The organism is Ruegeria lacuscaerulensis (genome assembly GCF_013031245.1).
Taxonomy (GTDB): domain Bacteria; phylum Pseudomonadota; class Alphaproteobacteria; order Rhodobacterales; family Rhodobacteraceae; genus Ruegeria; species Ruegeria lacuscaerulensis_C.
In genome coordinates this window covers 1-17,768 of the sequence record NZ_WPZL01000049.1, presented here as the reverse complement: position 1 = coordinate 17,768, position 17,768 = coordinate 1, and the positions used below count along the sequence as shown (strand labels likewise).

Annotated in this window: 18 protein-coding genes; 13 read left to right on the top strand and 5 right to left on the bottom strand. The window is 57.0% G+C overall.

The genetic code is table 11. The features are described 5' to 3' along the window. The 5 genes from GOX66_RS23910 to GOX66_RS23890 form a co-directional block, all read right to left on the bottom strand. Positions 1 to 751 (bottom strand): BCCT family transporter (locus GOX66_RS23910; protein ID WP_170766183.1); only part of this gene is annotated, 751 nt, incomplete at its 3' end. A 343-nt stretch (positions 752 to 1,094) separates the two neighbouring features. Next, positions 1,095 to 1,475, bottom strand: a complete 381-nt coding sequence (locus GOX66_RS23905) for a DDE-type integrase/transposase/recombinase (protein ID WP_170766182.1) — start codon at positions 1,473 to 1,475, stop codon at positions 1,095 to 1,097. 38 nt (positions 1,476 to 1,513) lie between these two features. Beyond that, a complete protein-coding gene (locus GOX66_RS23900; protein ID WP_170766181.1) occupies positions 1,514 to 1,984 on the bottom strand; it encodes a thioesterase family protein in 471 nt (156 codons plus the stop codon). A 2-nt stretch (positions 1,985 to 1,986) separates the two neighbouring features. Next, entirely contained in the window at positions 1,987 to 2,871 is an 885-nt protein-coding gene (locus GOX66_RS23895) for an amidohydrolase family protein (protein ID WP_170766180.1), read from the bottom strand. Next, positions 2,868 to 3,869 carry an ester cyclase gene (locus GOX66_RS23890; protein WP_170766178.1) on the bottom strand — a complete coding sequence of 334 codons (1,002 nt, stop codon included), beginning with the start codon at positions 3,867 to 3,869 and terminating at the stop codon, positions 2,868 to 2,870. Before GOX66_RS23890 ends, GOX66_RS23895 begins: the two co-directional genes overlap by 4 nt. Before the next feature lie 160 nt (positions 3,870 to 4,029). Here GOX66_RS23890 and GOX66_RS23885 point away from each other — a divergent pair, with 160 nt between their 5' ends. From GOX66_RS23885 to GOX66_RS23825, 13 genes are all read left to right on the top strand, one after another. Beyond that, positions 4,030 to 5,079 carry an ABC transporter ATP-binding protein gene (locus GOX66_RS23885; protein WP_170766176.1) on the top strand — a complete coding sequence of 350 codons (1,050 nt, stop codon included), beginning with the start codon at positions 4,030 to 4,032 and terminating at the stop codon, positions 5,077 to 5,079. 85 nt (positions 5,080 to 5,164) lie between these two features. Beyond that, complete coding sequence (locus GOX66_RS23880; RefSeq protein WP_170766174.1) at positions 5,165 to 6,391, top strand: ABC transporter substrate-binding protein; 1,227 nt, start codon at positions 5,165 to 5,167, stop codon at positions 6,389 to 6,391. A 63-nt stretch (positions 6,392 to 6,454) separates the two neighbouring features. After that, a complete protein-coding gene (locus GOX66_RS23875; protein WP_170766172.1) occupies positions 6,455 to 7,483 on the top strand; it encodes a carbohydrate ABC transporter permease in 1,029 nt (342 codons plus the stop codon). 1 nt (position 7,484) lies between these two features. Continuing rightward, positions 7,485 to 8,366 carry a carbohydrate ABC transporter permease gene (locus GOX66_RS23870; protein WP_170766170.1) on the top strand — a complete coding sequence of 294 codons (882 nt, stop codon included), beginning with the start codon at positions 7,485 to 7,487 and terminating at the stop codon, positions 8,364 to 8,366. A gap of 178 nt (positions 8,367 to 8,544) precedes the next feature. Beyond that, entirely contained in the window at positions 8,545 to 9,534 is a 990-nt protein-coding gene (locus GOX66_RS23865) for a nuclear transport factor 2 family protein (RefSeq protein WP_170766168.1), read from the top strand. 132 nt (positions 9,535 to 9,666) lie between these two features. Beyond that, on the top strand, positions 9,667 to 10,197 hold the full coding sequence (locus tag GOX66_RS23860; RefSeq protein ID WP_170766167.1) for an ester cyclase: 531 nt from the start codon (positions 9,667 to 9,669) through the stop codon (positions 10,195 to 10,197). Between the two features lie 11 nt (positions 10,198 to 10,208). Beyond that, entirely contained in the window at positions 10,209 to 11,549 is a 1,341-nt protein-coding gene (gene hisD, locus GOX66_RS23855) for a histidinol dehydrogenase (RefSeq protein ID WP_170766164.1), read from the top strand. 92 nt (positions 11,550 to 11,641) lie between these two features. Further along, entirely contained in the window at positions 11,642 to 12,691 is a 1,050-nt protein-coding gene (locus tag GOX66_RS23850; RefSeq protein WP_237212755.1) for an ester cyclase, read from the top strand. 1 nt (position 12,692) lies between these two features. After that, complete coding sequence (locus GOX66_RS23845; RefSeq protein ID WP_170766160.1) at positions 12,693 to 13,460, top strand: SDR family NAD(P)-dependent oxidoreductase; 768 nt, start codon at positions 12,693 to 12,695, stop codon at positions 13,458 to 13,460. Next, positions 13,460 to 14,479, top strand: coding sequence for a LacI family DNA-binding transcriptional regulator (locus GOX66_RS23840; RefSeq protein WP_170766158.1), 1,020 nt, complete (start codon positions 13,460 to 13,462; stop codon positions 14,477 to 14,479). Before GOX66_RS23845 ends, GOX66_RS23840 begins: the two co-directional genes overlap by 1 nt. Next, complete coding sequence (locus GOX66_RS23835; protein WP_170766156.1) at positions 14,476 to 15,450, top strand: nuclear transport factor 2 family protein; 975 nt, start codon at positions 14,476 to 14,478, stop codon at positions 15,448 to 15,450. Before GOX66_RS23840 ends, GOX66_RS23835 begins: the two co-directional genes overlap by 4 nt. Before the next feature lie 151 nt (positions 15,451 to 15,601). Beyond that, positions 15,602 to 16,564, top strand: coding sequence for a cupin domain-containing protein (locus GOX66_RS23830; protein ID WP_170766153.1), 963 nt, complete (start codon positions 15,602 to 15,604; stop codon positions 16,562 to 16,564). A 102-nt stretch (positions 16,565 to 16,666) separates the two neighbouring features. After that, positions 16,667 to 17,768, top strand: a 1,102-nt coding sequence (locus GOX66_RS23825) for a cobalamin-independent methionine synthase II family protein (RefSeq protein ID WP_170766151.1), incomplete at its 3' end; no start/stop codon positions are given.

Here is a 17,768-nt window from a genome sequence, read left to right as displayed (position 1 = left end):
CGCCCAAATCCATGATCCATTCGATGCCGGTAATTGCATAGAGACCGTCAATGAACTGGCTGACACCAAAACCGATTGTGACGGACACGCCCAAGATTGTTGCAACAACGCCCAGGACGTCAACTACATGGCCAAGGAACCCGTTCATCAGGCGACCGAACAACGGAGTAAGAGCCGCGCGAATGGTCAGAGGCATGTCACGGGTATAAGCGTAGTAGGCCAGCGACAGGCCAGTCACCACGTAAATCGCCCAGGCATGGAAGCCGTAGTGCAGGAAGGTATACCGGTACGCGGACTGAATTGACTCCGGATCGTTACCCGCAACTGCGCCAGCCACAACCTCGGGATTTGATCCCCACAGACCCAGCGGTTCTGCGGTCGCGAAGACCATCAGGCCAACACCCAGTCCCGCACCAAACATCATCGAGAACCAGGAGAAGTTCGAAAACTCAGGTTTTTCGCCTGCTGTTCCCATGACCCTCTTTCCGGTCGACGGGAGGATTGCCACAATTACAAGGAAAACGACAAACAGTCCGACAATGACCACGTAGAAGCCGTTGAAAACTTCCAGAAGCCGGCCGTTCCAGCTGCCCAAAGTGCTGTTTGCATTGGCCGGGAAGACGAGCGCCCACAGCACAAGGGCAACCATGATGCCCTTACTGATCAGCGCGATTGGAACGCTGTAATTCTCGTAGAAACCGGCATCTGCCGTTTCTATCTCCAGATCCGTAAAGGGTTCAGGTACTGGCATAAGGTTCCTCCCTGTTGTCACTTTTTCAATGCGATGCCGCGCAGATGAGCTGGCTTTGTCGCAATGCGTCCGACGCGTCTTTGGTTCGGACCCGCGTGCCGATCTTCTCAAGCAGCGTTTCAGTTACTGCTACGCCTGCGGTCGCGGCATTCTCGGGGAATTTTAGGTGTTGTTTTGCCTGCAACCGCATGATCTGTGCATGATGGGTTCTTTCACTAGCATCAGTCAAACTCAAACAAATTAAGTAAACTTCAGAAATATTGAAATGAGGTGATTAGAGGGTTGCTAATGGATGTGTCGCAAACTTCCTGCGAGTGAAAAAGTTACCACTTTCAGGGCACACTTATCCTGCCAACTGAACATACAGTCGAAATCCGGATATCGTTTTGTTTGGAAATTGTTTCTTTCGGATCATGTTGGCGACCTCGAAACCGTCCAGGGTTGCTGACGCAGATCCGAAAGATTTGAACCCACAAATGTGGCGCACGCGCCGTTTGATAAATCTGAGATCCTGTTCCACGATGTTGTTTAAGTATTTGGACCTGATCACCTGCACAGTGGCCGGACAACTGTACTGCTTCAGAATTCTGTTGATTTCGCGAATTCCAAATATCTTCGCTCCGCTCTTGTCGATGACGATCTTGTCGGGGATTCCATTTGACGACAGCGCTTTGGCAAAGAACCTTGTTGCCGCAGGTCCGATCGGGTCATTGCCAATCCTCATGTCACAGCAGGTTTCTTTCACTTATGTAGCTATCAAGTTCAGCGTGAGTTGTGCACGGTCGTCATCGAACGTGAACGGTGCTTTAACACTGCCGCATCGTCAGGTGGCAGTGTTGCTGTCTGCAAACGCTGTAGAATCTCATCCGGCATCGGCGCGGCATGGGGGCTTGGTTTTTGCCTGATGTGAAGCTCCATGAATTCGCCGACTGCTGCCAGATCACCGTCGTTCAGCATCTGCATATGCAAATGGAAGCGCTTTTCATCACAATTCAGAATTCGTGTCTCAATGCGAAGATGGTCAGCTACCGTGACTTCCCGCAGATAAAATTTGTGGTCCTCAAGCAAATAGATCGTGCACCCGGTGCGGACGCGATAGTCTTCATCAAAGCCGACCTCATCCTGCATGGCGTCGACGGCTAGGCTGAATACCAGCCCGTAATAGGCGTCTCGCATGTGGCTGTTATAGTCGATCCATTCAGGTTTCACTGTGGTTTCAAAGGTGAATATCATTCTCAGGGCACCTCAAGATCATAGAAGTGTGCGGCGGTTTCTCTGAACACCGCCGATTGTGCCTCAGCCGGAACCAGATCACGGTAAGCCTGCACCAGCGCTGCGTAATTGCCATAGAGTTTGTCGACCGGGAAATTCGAGCCAAACATGACCCTCTTGGGTCCGAATTGTTCAAGACAGATCTCCACGATCGGGCGAATGCTGTCAGGCGTCCAGTTGTGATCGAACATGCCCAGACCTGAGAGCTTGCATGAGACATGCGGCAGATCGGACAGTGCGCGCAGTCTTTGAGCCCAGCTCTTCAGGCCGGCCGGGGTGCGGTCATGTGGTGATCCGGCATGGCATAGGGCGACCCGTGTATTCGAAGCTTGCGCGAGAATTCGGGTAGTTTTTCCGATCAGATCGGGAATGAGCTGCAGATCAAAGCTTAGATCGCGCCGTCCAGCCTCCTGCAGTCCGTCCAGAAATCGCGGATCGTCCAGCAGAGAATTGGTGCCTGTCTGCGCGTCCTCCCCGGGTGCGCGGCCAACGATCTGGCGCACGCCACGCGCAGTGGGTAGGTCCTGAATCGTGTCTAGTTGGTTGGACAGGTCGGCCGAGGTCAGGTCACAGAACACAACCTGCGCCATCGGCCAGCCTGGATTGGCATCGGCGATGGATTGAACCCACCGGGCTTCGTCCAGACCGTTTTTGGCACCCACCTGGATATGGATCGAGGCACCGACTCCGCAGGGCGCGGCTTCGGACCGGAACTCGCGCAGTAGGTAATTCCGTTGAATCGGCGTCGGGTCGCCAAAGAACCTTTCCACCCCGCGCGCCATCAGCCATGGGTAGAGCACTGCTTCAAGGTCCCAAAGGTGGTGGTGCGCGTCGATCCAATCGGTCATGTCCGCGGTACTTTTGCCATGCGCCCCAATATTTCGACACCCTGTTGTTTCCAGAAATGAAGCAGGTCGATGAAAATCCAGTTCTCGGCCAGCTTGTCACCTTCGCGACGATAGATGTCGATTACTCGGAACTCGCCTGCCTTGTCGGTGGCGGGCATGCCCATGAACCCCCCGGTGGGCCGGGCGGTGAAGTTCGGCCAGCCAAAAAAACCACCATAATGACCCTCTGCCATGCGGCAAATGTGTTTGGTTCTCGACCGGTTCGTGAAAGATTCGCGGAAGGGGCCCGCATGCTGTTGGGCGTAGCGTTCGATCGTGTAGGTCGCGCCAATCCCCGCCGGGCCCCACCAGATCATGTCCTCACACCAGGTGCGTCGCAACTCGTCCTCAAGGCTCAGGCCGCTGTTCCATTGGCCGAGATCGGAAATCATGGCATTGATCGCGCCGAGCGTTTTCTCGCCTTCTTCGGAGGGCTGCGGGCTGAACATCAACCCGTCATGCGTCATTGGTCCGGGTTGTACCAAATGGGCTGCGGTCTGGGGCGGGAAGGGCTGCAACCCGGCCTGCATCATGAAATGCGGGATGTCGAAATACATCGCCGTCTCGGCGATTTTGCCGTTCTCGACCCTGTTGAACTCGCAATAGCGCAAAAACGCCATCTTGCCTGTGGGGGCGATGCCCAGCCACGCATTGTCGAACAGGCCCATCAGGTGCCCCATCGAAACAACCCAGACCGAGGTGAATCCGTCCATCTCGTTTTCCCCGGCCATGAACACGTCCATCCGGCGCTGCATATTCCTTAGACTTTGCTTCAGGGGACACCAGAATGCCTGCGCTACGTCATGGGTGCCCCGAAGCTCATCAAACGGGTGGAAACCGCGCCACAGGTAGTTTTCTGCGCAGAACTCAGACATCGTGTTAGCGATATCCGATTCTTTAACGTTGCATAGCGCCATGTAGTAATCCAAAGTAATCGCTTTTTGGGTTTCATAGGACATTATCTTTTTCTTTCAGTTCTTTAGTCGCTGTAGTGGGGCGAATTGCGAGGGGGGCGAAACAGACGTTTGCACACGCATGCAAAAAAAACTTGCCAGATGATTCTTTTGTTGTCTATGGTTTTGCAAGCGTATGCACGAAATGTGCGGCAGGGAGGACAGAATGGCCGAAATTCAACTTCGTAACGTCGGGAAGCGTTGGGGATCGTTCGTCGGGGTGAACAATTTTGATCTCACAATCGCCGATAAGGAGTTTCTGGTGCTTCTTGGCCCGTCGGGCTGCGGCAAAACCACGACCATGCGCATGATTGCTGGTCTCGAGGACGCGTCTGAGGGTGACATCCTGATCGATGGCGCGCGCGTCAATGAAATGGAGCCCAAGGACCGCGACGTCGCGATGGTGTTCCAGTCCTACGCGCTTTACCCCAACATGAACGTTTACGAAAATATTCGGTTCCCACTGAAGGTCCGCGGCATTGATCCGGCAACACATGACGAAAAAGTGCGTCGCGCGTCGGCCATGGTTGAACTCGATGACTTCCTGCATCGCAAACCGGCAGAGCTGTCCGGTGGCCAGCGTCAGCGGGTAGCTCTTGCGCGCGCCATCGTGCGTGAACCCAACGTGTTCCTGATGGACGAGCCACTGTCCAACCTTGACGCAAAACTGCGCGTATCCACCCGCGCGCAGATTAAGAATCTTAGCCATGAACTCGCCGTGACCACGATTTACGTGACCCATGACCAGATCGAGGCAATGACCTTGGCCGATCGCGTGGTCATCATGAAACAGGGCGTAGTACAGCAGGTTGGATCACCCACCGACATCTACGACGCACCCGCCAATACTTTCGTGGCCAGCTTTATCGGCAACCCCGCAATGAACCTTGTGAATGGCGAGGTCAAAGGAGGCATATTCCGCGCCCAGAACACTGAGGTGTCGGGGCTCAATGCGCCCGATGGACCAATCACGCTGGGTTTTCGTGCCGAGGATGCCAATGTTGTGGAGAGCGGCGGCGAGATCAATGCGCCCATCTACACGCAAGAGCTTCTGGGCGACAGCACCATGGTCTCGGTTCGGATAGGCGGTGCGCTGGTCTCAGTCAAAGCAGAAAAGACTTATCGCGCCGAAATCGACGATCAGGTTTCGATCCATATCCACACCGACCACTGCCATCTGTTCGATTCGCAAACCGGGGCGCGCCTGAAAGGCTGAACGCCGAAATCCGAACCCACAGTAACTGGTCAAATTCCGGGTGCAGACTTCGACGATGTACCCATTCACCTAGGGAGGAAATCAAATGTTCTTTAAGAGAATCGCATTGGCCGGGTCGTTGACCGCCTTTGCCGCAAGCGCGGGCTATGCCTGCGAAATCGGCGGTCGAGTTAACATCGTTGGAAACGAATTTGCAGCGATTCAAGCCGTCGCGGCCGGAGCGAAGGAATGCACCGGGGCGTCAGTAGAATCCAACCTTACATCCGAGCACCAGACCATCAACGTAGCTGGCCTGTCGGGCAATCCGTCGGAATATACGACCGCAATCATAGCCAATAGTTCGGTTGTGGCGCTCATGAACGAAGACGTTATTCGTCCGCTAAATGATTTGGTGGAACAGCATGGCCAGGACCTGCAGCCTGGGCAGCTGATTAAGATTGGCGACAACATCATGGCCATCGCCTTCATGGCGAACGCTCAGCATCTGATGTACCGCAAGGACATCCTTGAGCAAGCCGGTGTGGAAGTCCCGACCACCTATGAGGAACTGCTCGAGGTGGCCGAGGCCATTCGTGAGCAGGGCATTATGCAAAACCCGGTTGGTGGCGCATATCAGGCAGGTTGGAACCTTGCTCAGGAATTCAACAACATGTTCCTTGGCTATGGTGGCACCCACTTCAAACCCGGGACCGCGGAACCCAACATCAACACCGAGGCCGGTGTCAACGCTCTCAACATGATGAAGGCGTTGTCGGAGTATATGAACCCCGACTTCCTGACCCACGACTCCAATGCCACCAATGCGGAATACCGCGCAGGCAATGTGGCGATCATGAACATGTGGGGATCGCGCGCGTCGCAGCAAACCTCGACCGAAGGGGTCCTGCAGGAAGTGATTGACGGTCACGCTATCGCGGCTCCGCTGACCGTTGGCGGTGGCTCAATACCAGCGACGACCCTGTGGTGGGACGGCTGGACCGTCGGAAAGAACATCTCAGATGAAGAAGCAGAAGCTACTTTCATCGCCATGAAACACGGTATCCGTCCTGACATGCTGAACGACGAAACCACGCCGCTGGCCGTCTGGCTGATTGAAGGCTACGAACCATCTGAGGATGCGCAAGGTGTGTTTGCAGCAGCCAAGATGGGCACTCCTCCTTATCCAATGTTGCCCTACATGGGTCTAATGCATAGCGCACTCGGCAACGAACTGGCTGATTTCATGCAAGGCAAGGAGAGTGCCGAACAAGCACTGGCCGATGTCGAGGCAGCTTATCGTGCTGCCGCCATTGAACAAGGCTTCCTTGAATAAGATGCCATTGTGCGGTTGGCCTTTGCCGCCGACCGCATACACACTTCATGCGGGGACTTCGCTATGCGCCATAAGACATTCCTCTGGTTCTTCCTGCCCACGGGTCTGGCGATGCTGCTGTTCATCGCAATGCCAATCGTGTCCGTGGTGACGCAATCGATATTTGCGCCGCACCCGGCTGTATTGATAGAGGTGGAGAACTGTACACCCCTCGTCGGATGTACAACCGAAACTACCGTCGATCAGGAAGCGACGGCCGCACTGCGTGCCGAGAATCCAATGGGCCGCTTCGTGGGATTGGGCATCTACTTTGACCGCGGCCACTTGGCGATACAGGAAATTGGTCAAATTTGGGCCACGAATGACACATGGGACGGTTTTTTCTCAGAGCTTGGGAATCTGCCCTTCTACCGGGCGATGGCCTTCACTCTGTCCTTCACATTCATTGTGACCCCGCTCACGATCCTATTGGGGCTGGTGATTGCTCTGGCTGTCAATTCCCTGCATCGACACCTCAAGGGGTTGATGATTTTCTTCTCGCTCTTGCCCATGATCGTGACGCCGCTGATCGGCTCACTCATCCTGTTCTGGATGATCGACAGTCGCGGTGTTATCGGCAACGCCCTCGTAAACCTGGCTGGAGATCCTGATTTCAGTCTTAAGGCCTCGACCGGACTGATGTGGGTGGCGCTGATGGTCTATGGCGTTTGGAGTTCGGCCCCATTTGCATTCGTGGTCTTCTATGCCGGGCTGCAAACTCTGCCGAAAGACCAGATTGAAGCCGCTCAGATTGATGGGGCTACGCGCTGGCAACAGGTTAAGTTCGTAGTTGTTCCTCATCTGATGCCACTTGTTACATTTGTTGCTCTGATCCAGTTGATGGACAATTTCAAAGTGTTCGAACCAATCATCGGGTTCAGCGCGGGAGCACACGCGCAATCGCTCAGTACGTTCATCTTCAACGACCTCGGTGGGGAAACCCGGCAGCTATCTTCAGCGGCTGCAACCTCTGTGATCACGATAATCGGGATCGCCATTCTTCTGTCACCCGTGCTTGTCCGCACCTGGCGCGATTTTAAAGGAGCAAGATAACATGGCCAGCCGCGCACAAAGAATGCCCACAAGCCTTCGGATCGCCTCATCCCTGTTCGTGCTCCTTTGGTTTGTCCTGGCCGCCTTTCCGTTCCTTTGGACGGTATGGGGATCGTTCAAGGTCGAGTTGGATTTCTTTTCGATTGCTGACTGGACCAACGCCTTGACCGGTGCCCGAACCGAAGCGGTCTATGGTTCACCATTCACCACCACCGGGTACGAAGGCGCGTGGATTCAGGAAGAATTCTGGCGCAATGTTTTGAACACCGGGATCGTGTGCTTCTTTGTGGTCACCATCTCACTGACCATTGGAACGCTGGGTGGCTACGCCTTGTCGCGGTCAACTTACAACTACACGTTCTGGCTTTTGATCACGGCGTTGATTTTCCGGGCAATGCCGCCAATCACTCTGGTCTCAGGTTATCTACTGCCCTTCTTTGAATGGAATGTTTGGGGGATTCTTCCAACCACCATTATCGTGCTTGTAGCGATCAACCAGCCGTTCACTCTGTGGATGCTGCATTCCTTCTTCAAGAACATCCCAAGCGAGTTGGACGAAAGCGCCAAGGTCGATGGGTGCAACCAGTTTCAGGCTTTCCGCCGCGTAATCATTCCGGTGATGTGGCCGGGTGTCATCACGACAGGGCTGTTCTCGTTCCTTCTGGCCTACAATGACTTTGCCGTGGGGGCGATGCTGCTGTCCGAAAGCAACCGTACCATGGTGCCTGCCATTGCGGCATTCCTCGGTACAACACAGACCGAAGGCAACGTGATGTTCGCCGTCGCAGCCGTGGTTTCGGCCACAGTTCCACTGTTCATTCTGGTGATGTTCTTCCAGCGTCAGATTGTGGGCGGCCTGACCGCTGGGGCTGTGAAAGGCTGACTCTGATGGGACGTACGCATCCTCTGTCCGTATCTGCCCATGCGCGCGCAGCGAGCCTGAACTTGGCTGCGTGCCGGGCCCGGCGGCCGGGACGAATTCCATTTGCTTTGATGCGCGCGGGACCTAGCGGGGCGCTTCTCCGCACACGCCTCGAACAGACCCCATAGAGACAGAGAAAATGGAAAACCTCGACCGCAAACCCTTTCTGAAATTCACCGACGCACAACGTCATCCTGGCAACTTCCGGCCGGCCTTTGACGCATTCTTCGCCCCCGGTGCACACGTCAACGTGGTGCATCCCTTCAATGAGGTCGCGGGCGGACTCGGGTTGCACGATCACGTCATCGTCCCACTTGCCAATGCCTTCGACAGGCTGTTTCGGCGCGACGACATTGTCATGGCCGGCGAATTTAACGGACAGGGCTGGATCAGCGCTACCGGCTATTTCGTTGGCCGGTTCTCGCGCGACTGGCTTGGCATCCGAGCCACAGGCGAGCTTGCCTATTTGCGCTTCGGCGAGTTCCACCGCATACAGGACGGTAAAGCGGTGGAGAGCTATATCTTCCTTGACATCCCAGAGCTGATGCTGGCCGCTGGGCAATGGCCGATCACCCACAGCCCGGGCAAGACCCGTGGCTTCACCGGCATGATTCAGGGCCCAGCCAGCCATGATGGCATCTTGACCGCCCCGCAAGACCCTGCCGAGAGCGCCAAGAGCTATCATATAGTCACAGAAATGCTGGCCGGGCTTGCCACCGAGAACGAGGCTTGGCGCCCCTACTGGCATAACAACATGGTCTGGTATGGCCCCGGTGCCTTCGGTTCTTTCGTCGGGCTCGAGAGTTTTGCCAGCTTCCAGGTACCTTTCGAAGCCACCTTCGAAGGCTGGTCCGGAGGTAGTGCAGGCAACGGTATGACTGCACATTTCACCCGATACGGCGAAGGCAACTACGTATGCTCAGGTGGCTGGCCCTCATTGACTGGCGTCCAGGTGAAATCCTTCCTCGACCAGCCCGCAAGCGGCAAACGCGTCTTCATGCGGGTCTGTGACTGGTGGCGCCGCGAAGGTGACCTGCTGGTCGAAAACTGGGTTTTTGTCGACATCCCGCATGTGCTGATGCAGCTGGGTTACGACCTTTTTGCCGAAATCGCTGAACCAGCCGCATGAGCTGTTCCGCCAGACATAACGCCGTTGCGCGCCACCCGGCGCTCAACCGGATGCCAAGGGATTTTCTGGTGGCCGATTAACCCTCCCCGTCCACACAGAAAATCCCTTGGTAATCATAGAAGGAAGAGACACATGAAGGGCTCCCGCCCAGAACAGGCCGTGCTGACACGCGACACGGACATGAACAAGACAGACGAAACCCGCGCCGTGATCGAGGGCATGGTTGATGGTTTGAACGATCACCGCATCGACGATATTAGCGAATTCTTCGCAGAAGGGTTCCGCTGGATCGGCAATCAGGGCTGCGGCACCAAGACCGGGCTCAAGGAATTTCAGGAAAACTGGCAGCGCCCATTCCAGGCTGCGTTTTCCGACAAGACCTGCATCGACGAGGCCCGGCTTTACATGGGTGAATGGGCTGCAGCATTTGGCCGGCAAGAGGCAACGCATTCCGGTGAATTCCTGGGCATCGCCCCGACCGGAAAGCGGGTCGAGATCCGCTATATGGATTTTTGGAAAGTCGTCGACGGCAAGATTGTCGACAACTGGGTGAATGTCGATTTCGCCCATGTCGCCGCCCAGCTGGGTGTCGACCTGTTCAACGGCGAAGGCTGGGAAACATTTGACCGGGGAGAAAAAACTCCGCCCCGGCCCGACAATTGAGGATTAGGACAATGACTATCGAATATCTGAAACGCGGCAAACCCGAAGCCGACCGGGCCGAGGATGACGCCAAAACCCGTGCCGTCGTTGAAGCGACGCTGACAGACATCAAAACCCGCGGTGACGCGGCAGTACGCGAACTGTCGGAAAAGTTCGACAATTACGCGCCGGAAAGCTTTCGCCTGAGCCAGGAACAGATCGACGAGTTGATCGCCTCACTGACCGAGCGCGAGCTGGCCGATATCAAATTCGCGCAAAAGCAAGTGATGAATTTCGCCCAGGCGCAGCGCGACTCGATGCTGGACATCGAGATCGAAACTCTGCCCGGCGTGATCCTGGGGCATAAGAATATCCCGGTGCAGTCCGTGGGGTGCTATGTCCCCGGTGGCAAGTTCCCGATGGTTGCCTCGGCGCATATGTCGGTGGCAACGGCAAAGGTTGCGGGCGTTCCCAGGATCATCGCATGCACGCCGCCTTTTCAGGGTAAGCCAAACGCGGCTGTGATCGCGGCCATGCATCTGGGCGGCGCGCACGAGATCTATGTCATGGGCGGCATTCAGGCCATCGGCGCCATGGCGATCGGGACTGAGACCATCGACCCGGTTCACATGCTGGTCGGCCCCGGCAACGCATTCGTTGCCGAAGCCAAGCGCCAGCTGTTCGGCCGCGTTGGTATCGACCTTTTTGCGGGTCCGACCGAGACCATGGTCATCGCCGATGAAACCGCCGCCGATGCCGAGTTTTGCGCGACAGATCTGCTGGGTCAGGCCGAGCATGGATACAACAGCCCCTGCGTTCTTGTCACCAACTCGCGCAAGCTGGCTGAAGAAACGCTGAGCGAGATTGACCGTATCCTCGGTATCCTGCCCACCGCCGGAACCGCAAAGGTCAGTTGGGAGGAATATGGGGAGGTCATCGTCTGCGACTCCTATGACGAAATGCTGCAAGTGGCCGACGACATCGCCTCCGAGCACGTTCAGGTCATGACCGACCGCGACGATTGGTTCCTGGAAAACATGACCTGCTATGGTGCGTTGTTTCTGGGGCCGCGCACCAATGTTGCAAACGGCGACAAGGTGATTGGCACCAACCACACGCTGCCGACCAAGAAGGCCGGGCGTTATACAGGTGGGCTCTGGGTCGGCAAGTTCATGAAAACGCACAGCTATCAAAAAGTCGTCACCGACGAAGCAGCAGTGATGATCGGCGAATACGGCTCACGCCTGTGTATGCTGGAAGGCTTTGTCGGCCATGCCGAGCAATGCAACATCCGTGTCCGACGTTACGGGGGCATCAACATTCCCTACGGTGAAGGCGCGGTTTATCGCGAGGCTGCAGACGTTTCCTCGTAGGAGTGAGGTCATTGCCACAGCACTTGCGCCCGGGTTCACCCCGGCGTTACGGACTTGAAAGAGAAGCAGATAACACAATGCGAGATTTCGCAATGGACACACACTCTACCCACAAGGCCCTGATAGCGCCCCTGTTCGAGGCCATGTATAATTTCGACGAGGCCGGGGTACGCGCAGCGCTGGAGGAGGTGATCGCGCCTGATGCCTTCATCCACATGTTGTATCCATTTGGGGATCTGACCAGCCCGCAGGAACTCTATGACACCTGTTATGCACCGCTGCTAAAATCCATGCCCGATCTTGAGCGTCGCGACTGGGTCGTCATGGGCGGTCGGACAGAACAGGGCAACGACTGGGTCGGCTGCGGCGGCCATTACTACGGTACGTTTGTCGCCCCTTGGTTGGACATCCCGCCGACAGGGCACCTGACGCATATGCGGTTTCACGAATTCTATCGCTTTCAGGGTGGCAAGGTTGTTGAGATCCAGGCGCTTTGGGACATTCCCGAGGTGATGATACAGGCGAATGCCTGGCCGATGGCCCCGTCGCTGGGGCGCGAGTTCTGTATCCCCGGTCCGTCTACGCTGGACGGGATGGTGCCCGGTCCGTGGGACGAGGCAACATCCCAAGCCTCCTGCGACCACATCATCAACATGTTGGAATATCTCAAGAAACACCCTGGTCAAGGTGGCCCCGAGGTGATGGAGATGGACCGGTTCTGGCATCCGCGCATGAACTGGTACGGCCCCGCCGGGATCGGAACCGGGCGCGGCATCGCTGGGTTCCGCAACTGGCACCAGATCCCGTTTCTGAACGGGATGCCCGACCGGGGCCAACATGTAGAAGACATTACCTATCACTTTTTTGGCGACGGCGACTATGCAGCTGTGACCGGCTGGCCGGACATGATCCAGACCGTCTCGCATGACGGGTGGATGGGGATTGCGCCCTCGGACAAGCGGATCTCGATGCGCAGCTTGGATTTCTGGCGGCTCGAAGACGGGCTGATCCGGGAAAACTGGGTGTTGGTTGACCTGCTGGACGCATATAAGCAACTGGGCGTAGATGTCTTTGCCCGTCTGCGAGAATTTAACAAAGCACGTGTTCCGGGCGCGATTCCATTCCCGGTCGGCGAGGTCTGATATGCCCCAATTTCCCAGCACCCCCAGTTTCAATCTTAGCGGCAAGCGTGCCTTGATCGCGGGCGCCTCTTCGGGCATCGGCATGGCCTGCGCCGTGGCGCTGGCGGAGCATGGGGCCGAGGTCACATTGGCGGCGCGGCGCATCGATGCGCTGCAGGATATCGCCACCGACATGGCCGCACTGGGATGGGCTGCCAAGACCCTTGAACTCGATGTCTCCGAGGTCGCGGCGACCGCCGAGGCGGTGGCAAAACACGGGCCATTCGATATTTTGTTGAACTCTGCCGGGCTTGCCCGTCACGGTAAAGCCGTGGACACGCAACCGAGTGATTTTGATGCGGTGATGGGTGTCAATGTCAAAGGTGCCTATTTCCTGACCCAGGCCGTTGCCAAGGGCCTGCTCGACGCCGGTCGCCCCGGTTCGCTGATCAATATCTCAAGCCAGATGGGCCATGTCGGCGGTCGCGAGCGCGCAGTCTATTGCGCGTCGAAATTCGCGGTCGAAGGCTTTACCAAGTCGATGGCGCTGGAATTCGGGTCCGCAAAAATCCGCGTCAACACCATCTGCCCCACATTCATCCTGACCGACCTGACCAAGTCCACCTTCGACGATCCAGGCAAACGCGCCTGGATTCTGGACAAGATCAAGCTGGGCCGCCCGGGAGAGATTGAAGACATCATGGGCGCGGTGGTCTTTCTGGCCTCGGATGCATCGGCGTTGGTGACTGGTACGGCACTGATGGTCGACGGAGGTTGGACGGCGGACTGATGGCGACACACAAGGTTACATCACTGGAAGTCGCCCGTCTTGCCGGGGTCAGCCAATCTGCGGTCAGTCGGGTGTTCACGCCTGGTGCATCGGCGTCCAAGAAAACTGTAGAAAAGGTGCGCAAAGCGGCCAAGGAACTGGGATATCGTCCCAACGTACTGGCCCGCGCTGTGGTGTCCGGCAAAAGCCGGATCATCGGGCTCGTCGTGGCCTATCTGAACAACCAGTTTTACCCCGAGGCGCTTGAAAAGCTTACAAACGCGCTGCAGGAGCGTGGATACCACGTTCTGATTTTCATGGCTTCGCACCAGGCTGGCAATATTGACAACGTGGTCGAGGAAATTCTTGACTTTCAGGTCGACGGGATCATCGCTGCTTCGGTGGCTTTGTCGTCAGATCTGTCCGACCGCTGCCGCGCGGCAGGTATACCGATGGTGCTATTCAACCGGGCGCAGGACGATCCGGCCATGTCCGCGGTATCGTCAGACAATATCGCAGGCGGGCGCAAGGCGGCCGAGTTCCTTTTGGCCGGGGGGCACAAGAAAATTGGCTATATCGCCGGTTGGGAAGGTGCATCGACTCAGCGCGATCGCGAAGCCGGCTTCCTGTCGGAGCTGAGCGATGCCGGCATGGAACTTCATGTGCGTGGGGTCGGTAATTTCGTGACTGAAGAAGCACAGGAAGCAACGCGTCGCATGTTTGCTACCGACCCGCCCGATGCCGTGTTCGTGGCCAACGATCACATGGCCATCGCTGTGATGGACACGCTTCGGTTCGAGCTGGGCTTGAAAATACCGGAGGATGTGTCTGTCGTTGGGTATGACGACGTCGCCGTTGCGGCTTGGCCCAGCTACAATCTGACAACGGTCCGACAGCCAGCAAACCGCATGGTGGCCGAAACTGTCGATATCCTGCTCAGCAAGATCGAAGACCCCGATGTCAGCGCGCACCGCGTTGAGATTGACGGTCCGCTTATTGTTCGCGGCTCCGCCCGTATACCTGAAGGATGGAACAGATGAAGGGATTTGATCCCAAGTTCAAAGACTTTCCCGATTACATAATCGGGATCACCAAGGAAATCTGGGAAGATCGTGGCATTGCCACGCTGCACGACTATTATGCCCCGGACATCGTCGTGCGTTCACCTGGGTCGGTGGTTGTCGGAAACCAGAATGTCATTGCTGCCACTATAGCGACATTGGCTGAGTTCCCTGATCGTACGCTGTTGGGCGAGGACGTGATCTGGTCGGGAACACCTGAGGGAGGCATGCTGTCCTCGCACCGCCTGCTGTCCACCGCGACCCATCTGGGTGACGGGGTATATGGCAAGGCGACCGGTAAGAAACTCGTCTACCGCATTCTGGCCGACTGCCATGCCATCAACAACCAGATCAACGATGAATGGCTGATCCGCGACCAGAGCGCAATCGTGCAACAGATGGGCGGGGATCCCAAGGAATACGTCCGCGACCTGATCGCCCGAGAGGGCGGACCTGACGCCTGTGTTCAGCCCTACACGCCCGCAAACGAACAGCCCGGCCCTTACAAAGGACATGGAAATGACAATGAGTGGGGCCAAAAATTCGCCGACATCCTGACCCGGATCATGAATGCTGATATGGGCGTGATCGAGGCTGACTACGACCGCGCCGTTCTGTCGGAGTATCCCGGCGGCACGACCGGCCACAGTTGGGGTCCAGTAGACCGTTTCTGGATGGGCCTGCGCGCCTCGTTCCCGAATGCAGAATTCAAGATCCACCACCAGATTGGCCGCGACGATCCAATGATGCCACCGCGCGCCGCGATCCGCTGGTCTTTGCACGGCAAGCACGACGGCTGGGGCGTCTTCGGTGTACCGACCGGGGCTGAGGTCTTTGTGTTGGGCATCAGTCAGGCCGAGTTCGGTCCCTGGGGTCTGCGCAAGGAATACACACTGTTTGACGAAACCTCGATCTGGAAACAGATTCTGCTGAAAACCGGCGATCTCTAGAATGCCGCACCGTATCTCAAATCTGGATGCCGGGCAGGCGTTGCGGCGGTTCCACGCCCATCGCGCCAGTCTGCGCGCCCGGCGGCTGAACAATCGCCCGCCGGGAGGTTGGGTTTGATCCGCTCAAACCCAAATCTAAAGGAGACAAGATATGAGTACCATCGAAAGCCGCATCGTCCGCTATGGCGAGCTGAAGCCTTGTAAAACAGCTTTCATCGACGCCCACACGCCGGGCTCGAACCAGAAAGAGAACTTTACCATTATTGGCGGCGGCGTCAGCGAAAGCCCCGACCAACACGTCCACATCACCGACAAAATCGGGTTCAATATCGGTGCGGCGGGGCAACCGCCGAAATGCCGCAACTCGCTGCACAGCCACACCACCGCCGAGGTCTTCTTTGTTGCCAAAGGTCGCTGGCGGTTCTTCTGGGGTCGTTACGGGACTGCAGGTGAGTTCATCGCTGAAGAAGGCGATATCTTCAACATCCCGACCGGCATCTTCCGTGGGTTCGAAAATGTCGGCCAGGACTACGGGATGATCATGTCGATGCTGGGCGGCGACGACGCTGGTGGCGGCGTGACCTGGGCTCCGCAAGTTATTCAGGACGCGCAGGTCCATGGCTTGGTACTGGGTAATAATGGCGTCCTGTACGACAGCAAGAAGGGCGAGGAATTGCCGCACAATGTGCAGCCCATGCCGTTGCTGACCGAAGAAGAGCTGAGAGCCTATCCCGAGGTTCCCATTGAGGCGGTGATCGGCAAATATGTCGCTCGGTACTGGGACCTGATGGCGCTGTCGGCGGACAAGCCTGCGGTCGTGATCGGCCAAAATGGCCTGATCAAGGACAAGCCCGGTTTCGAGGTGGATTTCCTGACACGCGGCTCGGCCGTTGCTGATAAGATCAAGACGGATAAGCCCGTGGTTCTGATGCCGGCCAGCGGCCATTGGCGCATCATGATCAATGAGGTCGAGACCACTCTGTCCAACGGCGATACCGCGCTGGTTATGCCCGGTGAAAGCTACAGCGCCGAGCCGTCGATGACCGGCGAAGCGGGTCTGTACCGTATCACTGCCACCGACGATCCGGCTGGGGCGACCTGGACGGGTGCATAACGCCAAAATTGCGTGTCCCGATATCAATCGCGGCATGCTCAGCGCATCCTGCACCGGGTTTCCGGCCCGGCGCAGGAACAAGATTTGAAGGGAGATGAATACATGACCCGCATTTTAACCACCCATGTGGGAAGCCTGCCGCGCAGTCAGGAGGTCGTGGACTTCATCTTCGCGCGCGAGCGGGAGGAACCGTTCGATCAGGCCGCATTTGATTCCTGCATGACCGCTGCCGTGTCTGAGACAGTGCGCAAACAGGCCGAGGCCGGGGTTGATATCGTCTCGGACGGTGAGACTTCGAAAATATCCTATGCCACTTATGTGAAGGATCGCTATACCGGCTTTGCCGGTGACAGCCCACGCAACGCGCCGGCGGACCTCAAAATGTTTCCGGGCTTTCTGCAACGTTTGGCGGATGACGGCGGAACGCCGCAATACGTGCGGCCCATGTGCGTGGGCGAGGTGCGCTCGAAAGGGCAGGGTGAGCTGCAGAAGGACATCGACAATCTTACGGCGGCCATGGCCGAACACGGGTTCGAGCGCGGGTTCATGAACGCCGCCAGCCCCGGGGTGATTTCACTGTTTCTGCAGAATGATTTCTATCCGACGCGCGAGGCCTATCTGGCCGCGCTCGCCGATGCGATGAAGTCGGAATACGAAACCATCGTTGGTGCAGGTCTGGATTTGCAGCTGGATTGCCCTGATCTCGCTCTGTCGCGCCATATGCTGTTCACGAATCTTTCCGACGATGAGTTCGTGAAAATCGCTGACATGCATGTCGAGGCGCTGAACCACGCGCTGCAAAACGTCCCATCTGACAAGGTGCGCGTCCATATTTGCTGGGGCAATTATGAGGGTCCGCATTGCTGCGACATCGGCATGGACAAGGTGTTTTCGACGCTGATGTCCACCAAATCCCGCTTTGTGCTGTTCGAAACCTCGAACCCGCGACACGCGCATGAATGGACCGTGTTCCGCGACCGCAAGGGAGACATTCCGGATGACAAGGTACTGGTGCCCGGCGTGGTCGACACCACGACCAATTTTGTCGAACACCCTGAGCTGATCGCGCAGCGTACCGAGCGGTTTGCGAACATCGTAGGCACCGAACGGGTGATCGCCGGATCGGATTGCGGCTTTGGCACCTTTGCAGGCTTTGGCGCGGTCGACCCGGATATCGCCTATGCCAAGCTGGGCGCGCTTGCCG

Excerpts from the sequence above, each read along its gene's own strand:
- GOX66_RS23905 (WP_170766182.1), bottom strand. The coding sequence starts at position 1,475 with ATGAGGATTGGCAATGACCCGATCGGACCTGCGGCAACAAGGTTCTTT.
- GOX66_RS23900 (WP_170766181.1), bottom strand. The coding sequence starts at position 1,984 with ATGATATTCACCTTTGAAACCACAGTGAAACCTGAATGGATCGACTAT.
- GOX66_RS23895 (WP_170766180.1), bottom strand. The coding sequence starts at position 2,871 with ATGACCGATTGGATCGACGCGCACCACCACCTTTGGGACCTTGAAGCA.
- GOX66_RS23890 (WP_170766178.1), bottom strand. The coding sequence starts at position 3,869 with ATGTCCTATGAAACCCAAAAAGCGATTACTTTGGATTACTACATGGCG.
- GOX66_RS23885 (WP_170766176.1), top strand. The coding sequence starts at position 4,030 with ATGGCCGAAATTCAACTTCGTAACGTCGGGAAGCGTTGGGGATCGTTC.
- GOX66_RS23880 (WP_170766174.1), top strand. The coding sequence starts at position 5,165 with ATGTTCTTTAAGAGAATCGCATTGGCCGGGTCGTTGACCGCCTTTGCC.
- GOX66_RS23875 (WP_170766172.1), top strand. The coding sequence starts at position 6,455 with ATGCGCCATAAGACATTCCTCTGGTTCTTCCTGCCCACGGGTCTGGCG.
- GOX66_RS23870 (WP_170766170.1), top strand. The coding sequence starts at position 7,485 with ATGGCCAGCCGCGCACAAAGAATGCCCACAAGCCTTCGGATCGCCTCA.
- GOX66_RS23865 (WP_170766168.1), top strand. The coding sequence starts at position 8,545 with ATGGAAAACCTCGACCGCAAACCCTTTCTGAAATTCACCGACGCACAA.
- GOX66_RS23860 (WP_170766167.1), top strand. The coding sequence starts at position 9,667 with ATGAAGGGCTCCCGCCCAGAACAGGCCGTGCTGACACGCGACACGGAC.
- hisD (WP_170766164.1), top strand. The coding sequence starts at position 10,209 with ATGACTATCGAATATCTGAAACGCGGCAAACCCGAAGCCGACCGGGCC.
- GOX66_RS23850 (WP_237212755.1), top strand. The coding sequence starts at position 11,642 with ATGGACACACACTCTACCCACAAGGCCCTGATAGCGCCCCTGTTCGAG.
- GOX66_RS23845 (WP_170766160.1), top strand. The coding sequence starts at position 12,693 with ATGCCCCAATTTCCCAGCACCCCCAGTTTCAATCTTAGCGGCAAGCGT.
- GOX66_RS23840 (WP_170766158.1), top strand. The coding sequence starts at position 13,460 with ATGGCGACACACAAGGTTACATCACTGGAAGTCGCCCGTCTTGCCGGG.
- GOX66_RS23835 (WP_170766156.1), top strand. The coding sequence starts at position 14,476 with ATGAAGGGATTTGATCCCAAGTTCAAAGACTTTCCCGATTACATAATC.
- GOX66_RS23830 (WP_170766153.1), top strand. The coding sequence starts at position 15,602 with ATGAGTACCATCGAAAGCCGCATCGTCCGCTATGGCGAGCTGAAGCCT.